At 53.8% G+C, this 16994-nt stretch carries 17 protein-coding genes; 11 read left to right on the top strand and 6 right to left on the bottom strand.

The window, feature by feature from the left end; genetic code table 11:
• Positions 1-111 precede the first annotated feature (111 nt).
• Positions 112-1725 carry a peptide ABC transporter substrate-binding protein gene (locus tag CSE01S_RS01505; protein ID WP_042283304.1) on the top strand — a complete coding sequence of 538 codons (1614 nt, stop codon included), beginning with the start codon at positions 112-114 and terminating at the stop codon, positions 1723-1725.
• A 416-nt stretch (positions 1726-2141) separates the two neighbouring features.
• On the opposite strand, the gene CSE01S_RS01500 is transcribed toward CSE01S_RS01505, so the two are convergent.
• Positions 2142-2699 carry a LuxR C-terminal-related transcriptional regulator gene (locus CSE01S_RS01500; RefSeq protein ID WP_042283302.1) on the bottom strand — a complete coding sequence of 186 codons (558 nt, stop codon included), beginning with the start codon at positions 2697-2699 and terminating at the stop codon, positions 2142-2144.
• 263 nt (positions 2700-2962) lie between these two features.
• On the opposite strand from CSE01S_RS01500, the gene CSE01S_RS01495 reads away from it, so the two are divergent.
• Entirely contained in the window at positions 2963-3223 is a 261-nt protein-coding gene (locus CSE01S_RS01495; protein ID WP_042283301.1) for a DUF2534 family protein, read from the top strand.
• Between the two features lie 45 nt (positions 3224-3268).
• Here the strand turns inward: CSE01S_RS01495 and uspE are convergent, their stop codons facing one another.
• The 3 genes from uspE to ogt form a co-directional block, all read right to left on the bottom strand.
• Positions 3269-4219, bottom strand: coding sequence for a universal stress protein UspE (uspE, locus tag CSE01S_RS01490; RefSeq protein ID WP_042283298.1), 951 nt, complete (start codon positions 4217-4219; stop codon positions 3269-3271).
• 151 nt (positions 4220-4370) lie between these two features.
• A complete protein-coding gene (gene fnr, locus CSE01S_RS01485; protein WP_042283296.1) occupies positions 4371-5123 on the bottom strand; it encodes a fumarate/nitrate reduction transcriptional regulator Fnr in 753 nt (250 codons plus the stop codon).
• 193 nt (positions 5124-5316) lie between these two features.
• On the bottom strand, positions 5317-5832 hold the full coding sequence (gene ogt, locus CSE01S_RS01480) for a methylated-DNA--[protein]-cysteine S-methyltransferase (RefSeq protein WP_042283293.1): 516 nt from the start codon (positions 5830-5832) through the stop codon (positions 5317-5319).
• A 421-nt stretch (positions 5833-6253) separates the two neighbouring features.
• Here ogt and smrA point away from each other — a divergent pair, with 421 nt between their 5' ends.
• Positions 6254-6817, top strand: coding sequence for a DNA endonuclease SmrA (gene smrA / locus CSE01S_RS01475; RefSeq protein WP_042283291.1), 564 nt, complete (start codon positions 6254-6256; stop codon positions 6815-6817).
• On the opposite strand, the gene CSE01S_RS01470 is transcribed toward smrA, so the two are convergent.
• Positions 6814-7620 carry an IclR family transcriptional regulator domain-containing protein gene (locus tag CSE01S_RS01470; protein ID WP_042284694.1) on the bottom strand — a complete coding sequence of 269 codons (807 nt, stop codon included), beginning with the start codon at positions 7618-7620 and terminating at the stop codon, positions 6814-6816. The genes smrA and CSE01S_RS01470 overlap by 4 nt on opposite strands.
• Positions 7621-7790: 170 nt before the next feature.
• Between CSE01S_RS01470 and CSE01S_RS01465 the strand changes: the two genes are divergently transcribed.
• From CSE01S_RS01465 to pcaC, 6 genes are read left to right on the top strand one after another with little or no spacing between them, the layout of a single operon-like run.
• On the top strand, positions 7791-8480 hold the full coding sequence (locus CSE01S_RS01465) for a 3-oxoacid CoA-transferase subunit A (RefSeq protein ID WP_042283288.1): 690 nt from the start codon (positions 7791-7793) through the stop codon (positions 8478-8480).
• Positions 8481-8489: 9 nt separating this feature from the next.
• Positions 8490-9146, top strand: coding sequence for a 3-oxoacid CoA-transferase subunit B (locus CSE01S_RS01460; RefSeq protein ID WP_042283286.1), 657 nt, complete (start codon positions 8490-8492; stop codon positions 9144-9146).
• 9 nt (positions 9147-9155) lie between these two features.
• Positions 9156-10358, top strand: coding sequence for a 3-oxoadipyl-CoA thiolase (pcaF, locus tag CSE01S_RS01455; RefSeq protein WP_042283284.1), 1203 nt, complete (start codon positions 9156-9158; stop codon positions 10356-10358).
• Positions 10359-10367: 9 nt separating this feature from the next.
• Positions 10368-11732, top strand: a complete 1365-nt coding sequence (locus tag CSE01S_RS01450; protein ID WP_042283282.1) for a 3-carboxy-cis,cis-muconate cycloisomerase — start codon at positions 10368-10370, stop codon at positions 11730-11732.
• A complete protein-coding gene (pcaD, locus tag CSE01S_RS01445) occupies positions 11710-12474 on the top strand; it encodes a 3-oxoadipate enol-lactonase (RefSeq protein WP_042283279.1) in 765 nt (254 codons plus the stop codon). The genes CSE01S_RS01450 and pcaD overlap by 23 nt, the downstream gene beginning before the upstream one ends.
• Positions 12464-12853, top strand: a complete 390-nt coding sequence (gene pcaC, locus CSE01S_RS01440) for a 4-carboxymuconolactone decarboxylase (RefSeq protein ID WP_042283278.1) — start codon at positions 12464-12466, stop codon at positions 12851-12853. Before pcaD ends, pcaC begins: the two co-directional genes overlap by 11 nt.
• Before the next feature lie 43 nt (positions 12854-12896).
• On the opposite strand, the gene CSE01S_RS01435 is transcribed toward pcaC, so the two are convergent.
• Complete coding sequence (locus CSE01S_RS01435; protein WP_042283277.1) at positions 12897-14126, bottom strand: sensor domain-containing diguanylate cyclase; 1230 nt, start codon at positions 14124-14126, stop codon at positions 12897-12899.
• A gap of 504 nt (positions 14127-14630) precedes the next feature.
• Here CSE01S_RS01435 and CSE01S_RS01430 point away from each other — a divergent pair.
• Both CSE01S_RS01430 and zntB read left to right on the top strand, forming a co-directional pair.
• Complete coding sequence (locus CSE01S_RS01430) at positions 14631-15752, top strand: methyl-accepting chemotaxis protein (protein ID WP_042283276.1); 1122 nt, start codon at positions 14631-14633, stop codon at positions 15750-15752.
• A gap of 89 nt (positions 15753-15841) precedes the next feature.
• Positions 15842-16825, top strand: a complete 984-nt coding sequence (gene zntB, locus CSE01S_RS01425) for a zinc transporter ZntB (protein ID WP_042283273.1) — start codon at positions 15842-15844, stop codon at positions 16823-16825.
• Positions 16826-16994 lie beyond the last annotated feature (169 nt).

Below are 16994 nucleotides of genomic sequence, written 5' to 3'. Positions count from 1 at the left end.
GCGTCCGGATATTTGGTCGTGATATCAATTTTTTGCCGGAAGGTATTTGCATTTCCCTATGGCGAAACAAATAATTACGCCATTAATGATAAGCCGTTTTGAGGGAATCGTATGAAGCACTCTGTTGCAGTCACCTGTTGTGCGCTGATGGTAAGCAGCATCTCTTACTCCTGGGCTGCGGAGGTTCCCGGCGGTACGGTACTGGCAGAGAAACAGGAGCTGGTTCGCCATATCAAAGACGAACCGGCAACGCTCGATCCGGCGAAAGCAGTAGGGCTGCCGGAGATCCAGGTCATCCGCGATCTTTATGAAGGGCTGGTGAATCAGAACGAAAAGGGGGAAATCATCCCCGGCGTCGCCACTCAATGGAAAAGCAACGATAACCGCATCTGGACATTTACCCTGCGTGAGAACGCCCGCTGGGCTGACGGTACACCTGTCACCGCGCAGGATTTTGTCTACAGCTGGCAACGGCTGGTTGACCCGAAGACCCTTTCTCCTTTCGCATGGTTCGCGGCGCTGGCAGGCATCAACAACGCGCAGGCGATTATTGATGGCAACGCGACGCCGGACAAACTCGGCGTTAGCGCCGTGGATGCCCGTACGCTGAAAGTCCAGCTGGATAAACCGCTGCCGTGGTTCGCCAATCTGACGGCAAATTTTGCGTTTTATCCGGTGCAAAAAGCCAACGTCGAAAGTGGGAAGGACTGGACCAAACCGGGTCATCTTATCGGCAATGGCGCTTACGTGCTGAAGGACAGGGTGGTGAACGAAAAGCTGGTGGTCGTGCCGAATACGCAATACTGGGACAATGCGAAAACGGTCCTGCAAAAGGTCACTTTTCTGCCAATCAATCAGGAATCCGCCGCCACAAAACGCTATCTGGCAGGGGATATTGATATCACCGAGTCCTTTCCGAAAAACATGTATCAAAAGCTGCTTAAGGACATTCCCGGTCAGGTTTATACACCACCGCAACTGGGGACCTACTATTACGCGTTCAATACACAAAAAGGCCCTACGGCGGATTCCCGCGTGCGTCTGGCGCTGAGCATGACCATTGACCGTCGTATTATGGCCGGGAAAGTGTTAGGAACGGGCGAAAAACCGGCCTGGCGTTTCACGCCGGATGTCACCGCAGGCTTTACACCTGAGCCGTCGCCATTCGAACAAATGAGCCAGGAAGAGCTGAATGCGCAGGCGAAAACGCTGTTGCGCGCGGCGGGTTACGGACCGCAGAAACCGCTCAAGCTGACGCTGTTGTATAACACTTCCGAAAATCATCAGAAGATTGCCATCGCAGTGGCCTCGATGTGGAAGAAAAATCTCGGCGTAGAGGTAAAATTGCAAAATCAGGAATGGAAAACCTATATCGACAGCCGCAACACCGGCAATTTTGACGTTATTCGCGCCTCCTGGGTTGGCGATTACAACGAACCGTCGACATTTTTGTCGCTGCTAACGTCGACCCATTCCGGCAATATTTCGCGCTTCAATAACCCGGCGTATGACAAAGTGCTTACCCAGGCCACGCTGGAAAATACGGCCCAGGCGCGTAACGCCGATTACAATGCGGCTGAAAAAATTCTTATGGAACAAGCGCCCATCGCCCCGATTTATCAGTATACCAACGGACGGCTAATCAAACCCTGGTTGAAGGGGTATCCGATCGCCAACCCGGAAGATGTGGCCTACAGCCGGACGATGTATATCGTGAAGCACTGAATGTAAGCATGGCATTTCTGACTGGTCACACAGGGGCTATTCAGGTACCCGCCCCGGCAGGGAGATGCCATGCCAGTCGCGGCACAGATTGCCCATGCCGCGCAACAGAGAGTGGCGCAAGCGCTCGCACCTGTTTCTACAGACAGGTAACACAGTCGTGCAATGCGCCGCACTCCTTCATTATCAAATGAATCCGTTTGCAGAGTTAACGATGCAAGAAAAATAATACCGACAGCGCAAACAGAAGCGGTTTCCGTTAATCGCTCGTCAGCTAAGCGTAATAAACGTGTCGTAAGAGCACAAAAGAATAACAGTTTAATAATGAATTTCATCCATTTTCAGGCGCGGAAAAAAGAGGCGTTCATATTTGGATGACATGCAAGCACGCCTCAGTGAAAAATCACTGAGGCGGTATATTAATGATAGTGACACCAGTGCCTGACCAGACTCACTTTATTACGCAGTCCCATTTTGCGCATCGCCAGACTTTTATAGGTATAAACCGTTTTACTGTCCAGTTGCATTACGCCTGCGATTCCCCTGACGGAAATGCCGCTGATATACAGTGAAATGATCATGAATTCCTTCCAGTTGAGCATCTTTTGTGGCTCTTTGGGGCTTCTCACCTCGCACAAAGGGATAGCAATTTTTCTTTTACGTAACAGCAGAGCCAGTCTGGCTTCAATGGTTACAAGGGGCATATTGATCTCACAATAGAACATCTTGCGATCGTCCACTTTCAGTGACAAAAAATTTAACAGCTGAGGATTGCCAATAATTAAAATACGTTCCGCATTACACGCGGTCAGCGCTTTCAGTTCTGATACGTCAATCCACGATTTTTCAAAGATGAAAACCGCTATGCTGGCACCGGGATTTAACGCTTTTGAATTATGATTTATTATTTTTGCTACCAAATGCTCAACGGCTACTCGGGCGTAATGATCGTCGCCCTGAATAAAAATCTCCGCCATACCCAATCACCCATAGACATAAATAAGATTACATGTGAGACAACTTTAATGAAAAGTTCACCCCGATAGTGATTATTCTGGAGGGTAGAAAATAGGATAGCAATGCTCAAATTATCCAATTATGGACAGACTGTTTGTAACCAAACTGAATATTTGACAGGGATGTAATGTAAAGAGACGGAACATGACAGCAGACTTTAGCACAATGTCATGGTATTGTTACGCACAAGTAACGGAGCTTTCACTTACAGAAGGAGATCGTCATGATCATGAGAAAGCTTAAGACGGCGAGAGGAAAAAAATTCCTGCTTTGCCTGCTTGGCGTATTCATCATCGCTGCGACTGTCGTCACGCGTGCGACCATTGGCGGGGTGATTGAGCAGTACGACATACCGCTGGCGGACTGGACGACATCAATGTACGTCATCCAGTCGTCGATGATTTGTGTCTACAGCCTGGTCTTTACGATTTTACTGGCGATACCGCTGGGGATTTACTTCCTCGGTGGGGATGACAAACCGTAAAAGAAAAGGCCCGACATTCGGGCCTTTCGCTTATTAATCTTACGGTTAATCGTCTTCGTCGTCGTCGAGTTCTACCGGAGTCTGATACTGATCGGGTTTGATGACCAGCAGGTCACAGCGCAAATGATCGATAACCTGTTCCGCGGTATTGCCAAGAAACGCGGCGGAGATACCGGTACGCCCCACGGTGCCCAGCACCACAATCCCCGCCTGCAAATGTTCAGCCAGATCCGGGATCACCTCTTCCGGTAATCCTTTCTCTACGTGGGTGACTTTTTCGTCGATACTGAATTTCTGGCGCAGAGACTTCATCGCCAACAGGTGCTGACCGCGAATCGCATCGTTATACACGCTGGGGTCGAACTCGGGCAGTTCAATAGCAATGTTGATGGGAGTGACCGGATAGGCGCCAACCAGATGCACTTCGGTATGGTTGACCTGCTCGGCCAGTTGCAGGGTTTCTTTAACCAGTTTCTCGTTCAGCGCATTGTGATAAGGTTCTTCGCTGGCAAGGTTCACCGCCACCAGCGCTTTCCCGCCTTCTGGCCACGGCTGGTCTTTGACCATCCATACCGGGCTCGGACATTTACGCAATAAATGCCAGTCGGTCGGCGTGAAGATCACCGCTTCCAGTTTATCGTGCTGGTGGGCCATTTTTAGCACCAGATCGTGTCCGCCGCTGATGACCTCCTGAATGATGGCTTCAAAGGGACGGTTGTGCCAGACCACTTTAATGTCAATCGGAACGCCTGCTTCGAGATAGTATTTCGCCTGTTCGCGGATCCATGCGGTCCGCTGGCTGATGACGCCCTGACGCATTGCCGTACGCTCGTCTGGCGACAGCAGGGTCGTCATTTCGTATGAAAAGTCATAGATCGGCAGGAAGGCTTTTATGGTGCCACCAATCCGTTGATGCAAATAAACCGCACGCCGTAACGCAGGTTGATCGTCCTGATTCGGATCGATAACCACCAGCATGTTTTGATACATAGCCATACAGGGTCTCCTTACAACTGTCACCGCAGTCTGTAACTAAAAGAGTAACCCAATAACGAGAAATGAAACAGGGAAGAACCTTCTGTCAGATCAATAAATCAGGAAAATTTAGCGATTCGACAGAAGGGTTTCTGGAGAAGTTGCGGAAAGATTAAGCGACGTTACGCGTGTGACCGGCAAGCACCGCCAGCGCCTCACTGTTCTCGATGGTAATGTATTTGCCTTTTACTGCCAGCATGCCGCTTTTCTGGAAACGCCCCAGCAGACGGCTGATGGTTTCGACAGTCAGGCCGAGGTAGTTACCGATATCGCCGCGGGTCATGGTCAGACGAAACTCGCGCAGTGAGAAGCCACGCTGGGCAAAACGACGAGAAAGGTTATAGATAAATGCCGCCAGGCGCTCTTCCGCGTTTTTCTTTGACAGCAGCAGGATCATATCCTGGTCGCCTTTGATTTCGCCGCTCATCAGGCGCATCATCTGCTGACGCAGATTGGGCATTTTGCCTGACAGATCGTCCAGCGTTTCAAACGGGATTTCACAGACCATTGAGGTTTCCAGCGCCTGTGCAAAGCTCGGGTGATGGCCACTGCCGATAGCGTCGAAGCCAACCAGATCGCCCGCGAGGTGGAAGCCGGTAATCTGTTCGTCACCTTGTTCGGTAATGGTGTAGCTCTTGATCGTACCGGAACGAATGGCGTAGAGCGATTTCAGCTCATCACCTGCTTTAAACAGGGTTTGCCCTTTCTGGATCGGCTTTTTACGCTCGATAATATTATCAAGCTGATCAAGCTCATGCTCGTTAAGTGTGAACGGGATGCAAAGCTGGCTGATACTGCAATCCTGGCAATGGATAGCACAACCGCCAGACTGAATGCGCCGTATAATTCGCTTTTCCGGGATCATAGGTCTGCTCAAGCCGTAATTGATATTTGTCAATTTTAACATCTTTTTGGTGGGCACGTAAGTCTGAGCAGAGCGCAATAGCGGATAATTCCGGAAAGTGAGCGGGAAATATTTCTATCTTGTTGAAAAACCTCACCTTGAGTGAGGCATCTTTACGCAAAAGTGTGAGCAAGAAGGCACGAATTGCCTGGACTCAGAGTAACAAATAGCCTTCGTGACGCAGTAACCACTCTTTGCGCTGTACACCGCCAGCGTAGCCGGTCAGGGCGCCATTTCGGCCAATGACGCGATGGCAAGGCACCACAATACTGATGGGATTCGAGCCATTGGCTGCGCCCACCGCGCGCGCCGCGCCGGGGCGACCAAGCTGTTCCGCCATCTGACCATAGTGCATCACCTGTCCTTTTGGAATGGTGCGTAACATCTGCCAGACGTCGCGCTGGAAGGGCGTTCCGCCGGTTGCGGTGGGGAGAGTGTCAATCACATCGATATTCCCGGCAAAATAGTCAGCCAGTTTATCGGCCAGCCCGCCGGGGTTTTTCGCCGGGATGCGGGAATACCCCCCGGCCCGATAATGAATATCCAGCAGTTGTTCCATTCGGTCGCTATGCTGTTCCCATTCCACGGCGCGCAGGTGGAATTGTTCGTCGCAGAGGATCCACAATGGTCCCAGCGGGGTCGCAATTTTATCTTCCAGTAGTGTCAGCATTCGACGCCTCGTATCAGTACCGCTAATTAGCCGTCATCAATCTAGCATGGCGAACTTCCATGCCGCTATACCCCTGATTTGGGATAAAAAAAAGAGTCTGTCGACATCGCCAGACTCTACAGTACACACAGCAGTATTTCCTTAAGTAATCCCGGATGTTTTCCTGAATGCGGGTAATGACTTATAGCAAGAGCGGTGTTGGGGGTCCAGCCGGTATTAGTGATTGATTTTAAAAAATCATAAGTTAAATCAGATAGTTTAATTGCGGATAAACTGGGAGTGTATCACCCGTTAAAATTCTGCGCTGATAGCACGGACAAACATGGATTCATCGTCGCTTACTGGAAACTTCTGTAAACCATTGTCGCTATTCAGGGGGACGGTTATGATAACGGTTGTCTTAAAAACGGGAGGATGAAGCATGAACCTTGACGACAAAGCGCTGTTTCTTGACGCCATGGAGGATGTCCAGCCTCTCAAACGTTGTACAGACGTTCACTGGCAGCCGGTGCGCAACGCGCGTAAGCCGCAGCGTATCGACACGCTGCAGCTTGATAATTTCCTCACCACCGGTTTTCTGGACATTGTCCCGCTGGCGCAACCGCTGGAATTTCGCCGCGAGGGGCTACAGCAGGGCGTGCTCGATAAACTGCGTGGCGGAAAATACGGTCAGCAGGCCAGCCTGAACTTATTGCGCCAGCCGGTGGAAGTCTGTCGCCAGCAATTGTTCCGCTTTATTCTCCAGTCTTTGCAGGATGGCTTACGTAATGTGCTCATCATTCACGGTAAAGGGCGGGACGATCACTCGCACGCGAATATCGTGCGCAGTTATGTGGCGCGCTGGCTGACCGAATTTGATGATGTGCAGGCGTACTGTACGGCGCTGCCGCATCACGGCGGCAGCGGTGCCTGTTACGTGGCGCTGCGTAAAACCGCACAGGCAAAACAGGAGAACTGGGAACGCCACGCCAAACGCAGCCGTTAATGTAGCAACAGCGACAGCTCCTGCGCGGCTTTTTGCAGTTCTGGCAGTACCCGGGTCCGCAGTTCCTCCGCGGAAACCTGTCCGGCATGGACGCCCACATTCAACGCTGCCTGTACCTGTCCCTGGGCGTTAATTAACGGTACGGCAATTGACCGTAGTCCCATCTCCAGTTCCTGATCGTTAAGCGCGTAGCCCTGTTGCCGCACTTTTTTTAGCTCCGCGCGCAGGGCTGAAACAGAATCGACGGTTTGCGAGGTGTAGCGAATCATGGTGATTCTTCCCAGCATATCATTCAGTTTATCTTCCGAAAGGTGGCTTAACAGTACGCGGCCCATTGAGGTAGACCACGCGGGCAGGCGGCTGCCAATGTCCAGATCGATGGTCATGATCCGCGAACTGGAGGCGCGGGCAATATAGAGAATATCGTCGCCGTCCAGCGTGGCGATGGAGCAGGATTCATTGAGCATATCGCTCAGATGCTTGAGTACCGGCTGCGTGGCGCGCGCCAGGGGCGTCGAGGCGAGGTAAGCATGCCCCAGCGCCAGGATCCGGGGGCGCAGTTCAAAATTTTTACCGTCTTCAGCATAGACAAACCCCAGTTTACCGAGCGTATACAGACAGCGGCGTACCGCTGCGCGCGGAATGCCGGTCTTCTGGCTGATCTGCGATATCGACATCACCCGGCGCTGCGGCGTAAACGCCTGAATCACCTCCAGCCCGCGTGCCAGCGAGGCCATAAAATTCGGGTCGCCCTTAAACGGGTCGGCTTCGTTGCTCAGACGATCGTCCGGATGTTTTTCCACTGTTTTCCCCTCATTGTTCGCCATCGATCACATTCTTCGCACAAATATACACATCGTTCGATTATCGCACCATATTTCGATTATCGCCCTTGCCTGGCTTCGTTAAGTGGGTCACATTTTGTGCGAACAACGCTAAAACGTGCGAAATACGTACAACAAGGAGCGACCAGATGATTGATAAGAGTGTGCCTTCGCTGGAGGAGGCCATTGCCGGGATCCCGGATGGCGCCACCATCATGATTGGTGGATTTGGTACGGCGGGGCAGCCCACCCGGCTGATTGACGCTCTGATAGACCAGGGGGCCCGGGATCTCACTATCATCAACAACAATGCGGGTAACGGCGAAGTGGGGCTCGCGGCGCTGCTGAAAGCGAAACGGGTGCGTAAAATGATCTGCTCTTTTCCGCGCCAGGTGGACTCGCAGATTTTTGACGGGCTATACCGTAACGGAGAGGTGACGCTGGAGCTGGTGCCGCAGGGGAATCTGGCGGCGCGGATCCAGGCAGCCGGTGCCGGAATTGGCGCAATTTATACCCCAACGGGCTATGGCACCCCGCTGGCGGAGGGTAAAGAAACCCGCTGCATTGATGGTAAAAACTATGTGCTTGAATATCCGATAAAAGCCGACTTCGCGCTGATTAAAGCGCACCGGGCTGACCGCTGGGGAAATCTGGTGTACCGCAAAGCGGCGCGGAATTTTGGACCGATCATGGCGACGGCCGCGCACACCACTATCGTCGAAGTGAATCAACTGGTTCCGCTGGGCGAACTCGATCCTGAACATATCATTACGCCGGGCATTTTTGTCCAGCGCGTATTTTCGCTGGAAAACCTGGCAGAAACAGCGCTGCGTGCCTGAGGAGGAAAAATGAAAAGATTATCACGGGATGAAATGGCGAAACGCGTGGCGCAGGATATTCCCGAAGGGGCTTACGTCAATCTTGGTATTGGCTTGCCTACGCGGATCGCCAACTACCTGCCCGCAGACAAAGAAATCTTCCTGCACAGCGAAAACGGTCTGCTCGGCATGGGACCGAAGCCTGCGGAGGGTGAGGAGGATCCCGAACTGATCAATGCCGGAAAAGAGTATGTCACCCTGCTGCAGGGCGGCTGTTATTTCCATCATGGCGATTCGTTCGCCATGATGCGCGGCGGTCACCTTGATATCTGCGTACTGGGGGCATATCAGGTTTCTGCATCAGGGGATCTCGCGAACTGGAGCACCGGCGCGCCCGATGCGATCCCGGCGGTAGGGGGGGCGATGGATCTGGCGATCGGCGCGCGTCAGGTGTTCGTGATGATGGATCACTTAACCCGCGAGGGAGAATGTAAGCTGGTAGAGCACTGTTCCTATCCGTTAACCGGAATGAGATGTGTCAGTCGTATTTACACCGATCTGGCGGTGATCGACATTACCGAAAAAGGCCCCGTGGCGCGGGAAATTTTCAACGGACTCTCTTTTGAAGAGCTGCAGCGTATCACGCCGGTGACGCTGGGGTTTGAACAGCTGGCGCAAAGCGCATAAGGAACTAAGATGAATCAGGCATTTATCTGCGATGCGGTGCGCACGCCGTTTGGTCGCTTCGGCGGGACGCTGGCGAGCGTACGGGCGGACGATCTGGCGGCCATTCCGTTGAAAGCTCTGCTGGCGCGCCATCCGAATCTCGATCCGGCGGCGATTGATGATGTGATCTACGGCTGTGCGAATCAGGCAGGGGAAGATAACCGTAACGTGGCACGAATGGCGTTGCTGCTGGCGGGTTTGCCGGAAAGCGTGCCGGGCAGCACGGTGAACCGGCTTTGCGGCTCCAGTCTTGATGCGATAGGCATTGCCGCGCGGGCGATCAAGAGCGGAGAGACGCAGCTGATGATTGCTGGCGGCGTCGAGAGCATGTCGCGCGCGCCGTTTGTCATGGGGAAGGCGGAAAGCGCCTTTAGCCGCAGCATGAAAATGGAAGATACCACCATTGGCTGGCGTTTTATCAATGCGCAAATGCAGGCGCAATATGGTGTGGATTCGATGCCAGAAACGGCAGAAAACGTCGCACAACAGTTTGCCATTTCGCGGGCCGACCAAGATGCGTTTGCCCTGCGCAGCCAGCAACGTACAGCGGCGGCTCAGGAGCAGGGGCTTTTTGACCGGGAGCTGGTTTCTGTGACAGTGTCACAACCAAAGGGCGAGCCGCGGATATTCAGCGCCGACGAACACCCACGCGCCACCTCGGCTGATGCGCTGGCAAAACTGAAGGGCGTCGTGCGGCCTGATGGCTCGGTGACGGCAGGCAATGCCTCCGGGGTTAATGATGGCGCTTGCGCGCTGCTTATCGCCAGCGAGCAGGCAATGGCGCAGCAGGGATTGCAGCCGCTGGCGCGCATTGTTGGCGTAGCGACGGCAGGCGTCGCGCCGCGTATTATGGGCTTTGGTCCCGCGCCCGCGGTACGTAAGGTGCTGGCGCTGACCGGATTAACGCTTGCACAAATGGACGTCATTGAGCTTAACGAAGCGTTTGCCGCTCAGGCGCTGGCGGTCATGCGCGATTTGGGTTTGCCTGATGAGGCCGCGCAGGTGAATCCGAATGGCGGCGCAATTGCGCTGGGGCATCCGCTAGGGGCATCCGGGGGAAGGCTGGCGATGGCCGCAGCGTATCAGCTACAGCGAACCGGTGGGCGTTATGGTCTCTGCACGATGTGTATCGGCGTTGGACAAGGCATCGCGCTGATAATCGAAAGGGTTTAAGGAGCAGAAATGCATTTGTTAACCCCGTTAATGCGCGGAACGGCGCTGACGGCAGAATTCTCAGAGCAGCAGGTGATCCAGGGGATGCTCGACTTTGAAGCCGCGCTGGCAAGGGCGCAGGCGGCTTGCGGCGTGATCCCTGTCGCCGCCGCCGGGCCGATCGTCCGTGCCTGTCGCGCAGAACGTATTGATGCGGATACGCTGGCAGAGTCGGCGCGCGCGGCGGGAAATCTGGCAATCCCCTTAGTCAAACAGTTAACCGCACAGGTAAAAGCCGATGATCCTGACGCGGCGCGCTACGTACATTGGGGCGCTACCAGTCAGGACGTTATTGACACCGGGATGGTGCTGCAACTGCGCGCGGCGCTGAACGCAACCCGTGCGCATCTCGCACGGTTAGTGGATACCGTTGCCAGCCAGGCATCGCGTTATCAGCAAACCGTCATGCCGGGACGGACCTGGATGCAGCAGGCGTTGCCGGTGACGTGGGGTCTGAAACTTGCCGGAACGCTCGACGCGTTATTACGCTGGCAGGAGCGCTTACAGCAATTGCTTCCGCGTGTGCTGGTGGTCCAGTTCGGCGGCGCGGCGGGCACGCTGGCGTCGCTCAGGCAGGACGCGCTGCCGGTGGCGTCGCGTCTGGCGCAGGAGCTGGCCCTTACGCTGCCGGATACGCCCTGGCATACGCAGCGCGATCGTATGCTGGAAGTGGCCGCGTGGTATGCCGGGATCGGCGGAACGCTGGGCAAATTCGCTCAGGATTTCGCACTGCTGATGCAGACCGAAGTGGCGGAGGTGAGCGAACCCGTTACCGCCGGACGTGGCGGTTCCTCCACTATGCCGCATAAGCGTAACCCGGTAAGCTGCGCCGCCATTCTGACTGCGATGCAACGAACGCCGGGGTTAATGGCAACCCTCTACAGCAGTCAGCTTCAACAACATGAACGGGCGCTCGGCGGCTGGCAGGCCGAATGGGAAGTCTTGCCGGAAATCATCATGCTGGTCGGTCACGCGATGCAGGAAACGCAACACTTGGTTGAAGGGATGCAGGTCTGCCCGCCAAAGATGCTTGAGAACCTGGAGATCACGCATGGCCTGATGATGGCAGAGTCGGTGACCCTGGCGCTCGCAGCGTTTGTCGGTAAACAAGAAGCGCATCATTTGATGGAAGATCTTTGCCATCGTGCAATCGAAAAGCGGTGTTCTCTGCTGTCGGTGTTGGTCGATGAACCACGCGTGACCGCGCATGTAGATAAATCTCGTTTAACAGCGCTGCTTGACCCGACGCAGGCCACAGGCAGCGCAGAACACTTTGTCCAGCGCGTACTTTCGCGCTATGAGGAGCGGCGGCATGGAACTGAACTTTCAGATTGAAGGGCCGGATAACGCCCCGGTGGTGGTGTTATCGAATTCACTGGGTACGACGCTGACCATGTGGGAACCGCAGATGGCGGCGTTAACCGCGCATTACAGGGTGCTGCGTTACGACACGCATGGACACGGCGAAACGCGTAAACGGGGAGAAACTGACCTCGCGCGGCTCGGGCAGGATGTAATTGCGCTTCTGGACCATCTGGACATCCCGACAGCACATTTTTGCGGTATTTCAATGGGCGGGCTGACCGGTTTATGGCTCGCATGCCATCAGCCGCAACGAATGCGCAGTGTGACCGTGATAAACAGCGCGGCGCGGATAGGTAATGAAGCCGGCTGGCGCGACCGGGCGCAGCAGGTCCGCGCCAGCGGGCTTTCCGCGATTGCCGCCAGCGCGCCTGAGCGCTGGTTTAGTCTGCCGTTTCGTCTGGCGTCAGCAGAGACCGTGGCCGACCTGTGTCAGCAGCTCGTAGAATCGTCTGCGCAAGGCTATGCCGCCTGTTGTGATGCGCTGGCGACCGCCGATATGCGTGACGAGATAGCCGACATTCAGCGCCCGGTTTTGCTTATTGCCGGAGATGACGATCCGGTGACCACCGTGGCCGATGCGCAGTATATGCACCAGCGCATTGCGGGTTCAACGATGGTCGTGGTGAAGGCGTCGCATTTATCCACGATTGAAGCGCCAGACGCGGTGAACGCGGCGCTGCTGTCATTTCTGGGAGGACAGAATGCAGGATGAAGACCGTTTTGAACAAGGCATGAAGGTGCGTCGCAGCGTACTGGGCGATGCGCATGTCGATCGCACCGTGAAAAACCTGACCTCGCTTAACGCCGATTTTCAGGATTTTATTACCCGCTATGCCTGGGGAGACATCTGGAGCCGCCCCGGGCTGGAACGCCATACGCGCAGCCTCATCACCATTGCGATGCTGATAGCGCTCAACCGGGAAGCGGAGCTGAAGATGCATTTGCATGCTGCTTTTAATAACGGGGTGACGCGGGAAGAACTAAAAGAACTGATCATGCATTCCGCGCTCTATTGTGGTTTACCTGCCGCCAACGCTACGCTGCATCTGGCGCAGCAGGTTTTCGATGAGCGTGATGCCGCCGGTCTGTAAGACACGCTGCCGGCGACCTGAAGCGTCGCCGGAAATGTCTCTGTCAGGCTGCGAGTACCCGATTGCGCCCTGCGTTTTTGGCCCGGTATAAGGCAGCATCAACGCGTTTAAACAGGTCATCAAGGCTTTCATTTGGTTCATGTTGCGCCACGCCAATACTCACCGTAAAACGCGGCAGGCCCAACAGCGTGAGCTTTGCCACCGACGCGCGAATCGCTTCCGCCAGTAAAAGCGCATCATCCAGCGGCGTGCGCGGCAACAGCAGAATAAACTCCTCGCCGCCCCAACGGAAAACCCGATCGCCCTGGCGCGCGCTCTGCTGAAGGCAGTTCGCCAGCGCGCAGAGTACTTCATCACCCTTTAAATGCCCGTACATATCGTTAATGCTCTTAAACCTGTCAGTATCAATGAGCAGGAGACTGTAATCCTGCGCCAGGGAAAATGGGGTTCTCTGTTCGGGGTCAGTCAGGAGATAAAGCTGGCGGCGATTAAGTAAACCGGTCAGCGCATCGTGTAATGCCGCATAGTGCAGCGCCTCTTCCAGCCGTTTTTGTTCGGTAATGTCGTGGACAATGCATAGCATCAAGCGATCGCCGTAGATTTCGATTGGCCCCGCATAGGTCTGGACATGACGGGGAGAGCCGTCCGCCATCTTGTGCACAAAATGTAATGGCTTATGGCCGCCGGGCAACCGGGCAATTTCATGCATGATGGGTAAGATTTGTCGTCCCAGCATATTAATTTCCCAGGTATGCTTTTGACACATCGCCTCAAGGCTGTAACCGTAGAAATTGAGCGCCGCGAGATTGGCATCGACAATCAGTCCATCGCGCGAGGGATCAATCAGCAGAATAGGCGCGGTGTTGGTCAGAAAAAAACGGGCATAAAATCCCTGTTTTTTGCGCTGGTAGGCCACCGAACGGCTCGCTTTTAACCCCTGAACGGTCGAGATATCTATCCCTTCAAACAGAATCACCTCGCGATCGTCAGGCAGTTGTCTTAACGAAAGACGGCACGAGAGGGTGCCCGGCGTATTGTCACGGCTTACGGTCAGGATTTCGATAATATCCCGGCGGCTGCGTAAATCGGTGATGTAATCTGCGAGCTGGCGGCGCGCATGAACAGAATACGCGCCCTGACGCAGTTGATTGAAGTCATTTTCCGGCATAAGCGCAGCGGCGGCGCGATTAGCAAACAACATTTCCCCCGTGAGCGGAAAGACGATCCAGACAGGCAGGGTCAATAAATCCAGAGCGTTAAAGTTGTGGGTCATTTTTATGGATCCTGTTTTTTAATCATGACATGTTGCGTAAGCGCAAAAAAACAGAACAAGAAGCAAGCGTGGCGAGACGGCGGCAATATGCGAGCCAGATAAGTGCGCAAGTTTTAATCTAGCAGGGTTTCACTCTTACGCATGAGGAAACGGCGTGGCAACGCCTAAAAAAAGCAGCGCTGAAATGGCCGTACGGGGATCGCTGTCTGCAGGCAAAAACAGAAGCGGAATTAAAAATAGTAAAAACTAAACAGTTAAGCGCTGATGAAATTATCTGCGCAGAGATATTGCGTGGCTTAAGTATAAAACAACGGAAAGGAGTAAATAGCAGATTGTCCGTGTTTTATGCGTCCTTACTGCAAATTAAGGTGATGGGGAGTGGCGTTTAGTGAAATTATCCATGGTATATCGTAAATGTTGGCGCAATGTGAAAAGCAGATGAAAATAGTGTTTCCTGATGCTATATAACTATTCACCTGCAATGTATTTTCTCCCGGATCTGAAATGTTAAAAAACATGAGTGTCAGAACGTTTATTATTGGCTTCCTGGTAGGCGTTTTCCTGTTATTCAATATTGTTCATATACTTTTCTCATCAAATATCCGCTTGGTTGTTTTAACGAATGTGATCTCGCTGACAGCGTTATTGTTTTTATGGTGGTATATGACAATATATCTTGTCACGCCGATCAACACGGTTAAGCGAAGTATTGCCGAAGTTACCGCCGGAAATCTGGGGGTGATAATCCCTGCGTTTGGTAATAACTGTGCGGGAAGACTCATTCCCGGAATTAACAGCCTGTCGGGTAATATCGCGACGCTGGTGCGTGAGATCCGCCATTCTTCTCACACCGCGCTGTCGCTGTCTGAACAGCTCGCCGCCCGCAGTGCGGAACTTTCGGTGAAAACCGAGCAGCAGTCGTCCTCACTGATTCAGACCGCGGCCAGTATGGAAGAAATGGCGGCGAGCACCCGTAATAATGCTGATAACACCCGTCTGGCCAATCATCAGGCCGATACGTCAAAACAGTGCGCGTATCACGGCAGCGAATTAATGGCGCAGGTTTCACATAATATGGAATCCATCGCGCACTGCGCGCAGCAGATGACGGAAATCATTACGCTGATTGACGATATTGCTTTTCAGACCAATATTCTGGCGTTAAATGCTGCCGTAGAAGCGGCACGCGCGGGTGAACACGGAAAAGGATTTTCCGTGGTGGCGACAGAGGTCCGGAATCTGGCGCACCGAAGCGCAGAAGCGGCGAAAAATATAAAAATGCTGATTGAAGAAACCCATAAAAATGTTCGGCAGGGGGCGGAGGTGGTCAGCGAAACAGAAAAAAATATGCAGATCATCGTCCAGGGCGCAGGGCAATTAAGCCAGCTCATGCATGAAATTTCTGCCACTACCGTGGAGCAGGAAAAAGGCATCAACCAGATATCGCAGGCCATGAGCGAACTGGAAAGTGTTACCCAGAGCAATGCGCTGATGGTAGAGGAATTAACGGGTTCTTCTGCAGTATTGAAACGGCAGGTGGTTGAGTTGCAGTCTAAGACGCAGCAGTTTCGTTTATCTGCCACCACTACGTCGGCGCAACAGCACGGGCAGCCCAGGTTTTCATGATAAATATCAGCATTATGGGATAACGAGAAGTTGCTTAACCTACGCCGATAGCTAGACTAACCAGAAAAGCGCGACGTAGGGGAGGCGAAATGGAAGCCATAAAAGGGTCGGAAGTGAGTGTGCCGGATGCGGTGTTTGCCTGGTTGCTGGATGGCAAAGGCGGGGTGAAGCCGCTGGAGGATAACGATCTTATCGACAGCGCGCATCCCTGCTGGTTACATCTTAACTATACGCACCCCGACAGCGCGCAGTGGCTGGCCACAACGCCGTTACTGCCAAACAATGTTCGGGACGCGCTGGCAGGGGAAAGCCTACGCCCACGCGTCAGCCGTCTGGGAGAAGGAACGCTCATAACCCTGCGCTGCATTAACGGCAGCACCGATGAACGTCCGGACCAGCTGGTGGCGATGCGTCTGTACATGGATGAACGGCTGATTGTCTCCACCCGCCAGCGTAAAGTGCTGGCGCTGGATGACGTGGTGAGCGATCTGCAGGAAGGCACCGGTCCCGTTGACTGCGGCGGTTGGCTGGTGGACGTTTGTGATGCGTTAACCGACCATGCCAGCGAATTTATTGAACAGTTGCACGACAGGATCATCGACCTCGAAGACAACCTGCTCGATCAGCAAATACCGCCGCGGGGATTTCTTGCGCTGCTGCGTAAGCAACTGATTGTCATGCGACGCTACATGGCCCCCCAGCGTGACGTCTATGCGCGGCTCGCCAGCGAGCGTTTGCCGTGGATGAGCGATGACCAGCGGCGCCGGATGCAGGATATTGCTGACCGGCTGGGCCGCGGACTGGATGAGATCGACGCCTGTATCGCCCGTACCGGCGTAATGGCGGATGAGATCGCGCAGGTCATGCAAGAGTCACTGGCCCGTCGGACCTATACGATGTCGCTGATGGCAATGGTATTCTTGCCCAGCACCTTTCTGACCGGGCTATTTGGCGTCAATCTGGGGGGTATTCCTGGGGGAGAATGGCGTTTTGGTTTTTCGATCTTTTGCATTCTGTTAGTGGTTGTGATTGGTGGTGTTACTTTATGGTTGCATCGTAGTAAATGGTTGTAAAAACGGGGCTTTTAAGAGATTTCTTCTGCTAAAACGGCTTTAAAATTGAGCGAAGTCAATAAACATCGCGCCCGTTCGCGGCAATATCATTCTCGCAGGTGAATGCAACGTCAAGCGATGGGCGTTGCGCTCCATATTGTCTTACTTCCTTTTTTGAATTACTGCATAG

Source organism: Citrobacter sedlakii NBRC 105722 (assembly GCF_000759835.1).
Classification (GTDB): domain Bacteria; phylum Pseudomonadota; class Gammaproteobacteria; order Enterobacterales; family Enterobacteriaceae; genus Citrobacter_A; species Citrobacter_A sedlakii.
Note: the sequence above shows the minus strand (reverse complement) of the source record. Positions and strands in the feature narration are given on the sequence as shown.

What these genes read in the sequence shown, in the direction of transcription:
- CSE01S_RS01460 (WP_042283286.1), top strand. Translation starts at nt 8,490, where the DNA reads ATGAAAAGATTATCACGGGATGAAATGGCGAAACGCGTGGCGCAGGAT.
- uspE (WP_042283298.1), bottom strand. Translation starts at nt 4,219, where the DNA reads ATGGCTATGTATCAAAACATGCTGGTGGTTATCGATCCGAATCAGGAC.
- CSE01S_RS01495 (WP_042283301.1), top strand. Translation starts at nt 2,963, where the DNA reads ATGATCATGAGAAAGCTTAAGACGGCGAGAGGAAAAAAATTCCTGCTT.
- CSE01S_RS01430 (WP_042283276.1), top strand. Translation starts at nt 14,631, where the DNA reads ATGTTAAAAAACATGAGTGTCAGAACGTTTATTATTGGCTTCCTGGTA.
- smrA (WP_042283291.1), top strand. Translation starts at nt 6,254, where the DNA reads ATGAACCTTGACGACAAAGCGCTGTTTCTTGACGCCATGGAGGATGTC.
- fnr (WP_042283296.1), bottom strand. Translation starts at nt 5,123, where the DNA reads ATGATCCCGGAAAAGCGAATTATACGGCGCATTCAGTCTGGCGGTTGT.
- ogt (WP_042283293.1), bottom strand. Translation starts at nt 5,832, where the DNA reads ATGCTGACACTACTGGAAGATAAAATTGCGACCCCGCTGGGACCATTG.
- CSE01S_RS01505 (WP_042283304.1), top strand. Translation starts at nt 112, where the DNA reads ATGAAGCACTCTGTTGCAGTCACCTGTTGTGCGCTGATGGTAAGCAGC.
- pcaD (WP_042283279.1), top strand. Translation starts at nt 11,710, where the DNA reads ATGGAACTGAACTTTCAGATTGAAGGGCCGGATAACGCCCCGGTGGTG.
- CSE01S_RS01435 (WP_042283277.1), bottom strand. Translation starts at nt 14,126, where the DNA reads ATGACCCACAACTTTAACGCTCTGGATTTATTGACCCTGCCTGTCTGG.
- CSE01S_RS01500 (WP_042283302.1), bottom strand. Translation starts at nt 2,699, where the DNA reads ATGGCGGAGATTTTTATTCAGGGCGACGATCATTACGCCCGAGTAGCC.
- CSE01S_RS01450 (WP_042283282.1), top strand. Translation starts at nt 10,368, where the DNA reads ATGCATTTGTTAACCCCGTTAATGCGCGGAACGGCGCTGACGGCAGAA.
- pcaC (WP_042283278.1), top strand. Translation starts at nt 12,464, where the DNA reads ATGCAGGATGAAGACCGTTTTGAACAAGGCATGAAGGTGCGTCGCAGC.
- zntB (WP_042283273.1), top strand. Translation starts at nt 15,842, where the DNA reads ATGGAAGCCATAAAAGGGTCGGAAGTGAGTGTGCCGGATGCGGTGTTT.
- pcaF (WP_042283284.1), top strand. Translation starts at nt 9,156, where the DNA reads ATGAATCAGGCATTTATCTGCGATGCGGTGCGCACGCCGTTTGGTCGC.
- CSE01S_RS01465 (WP_042283288.1), top strand. Translation starts at nt 7,791, where the DNA reads ATGATTGATAAGAGTGTGCCTTCGCTGGAGGAGGCCATTGCCGGGATC.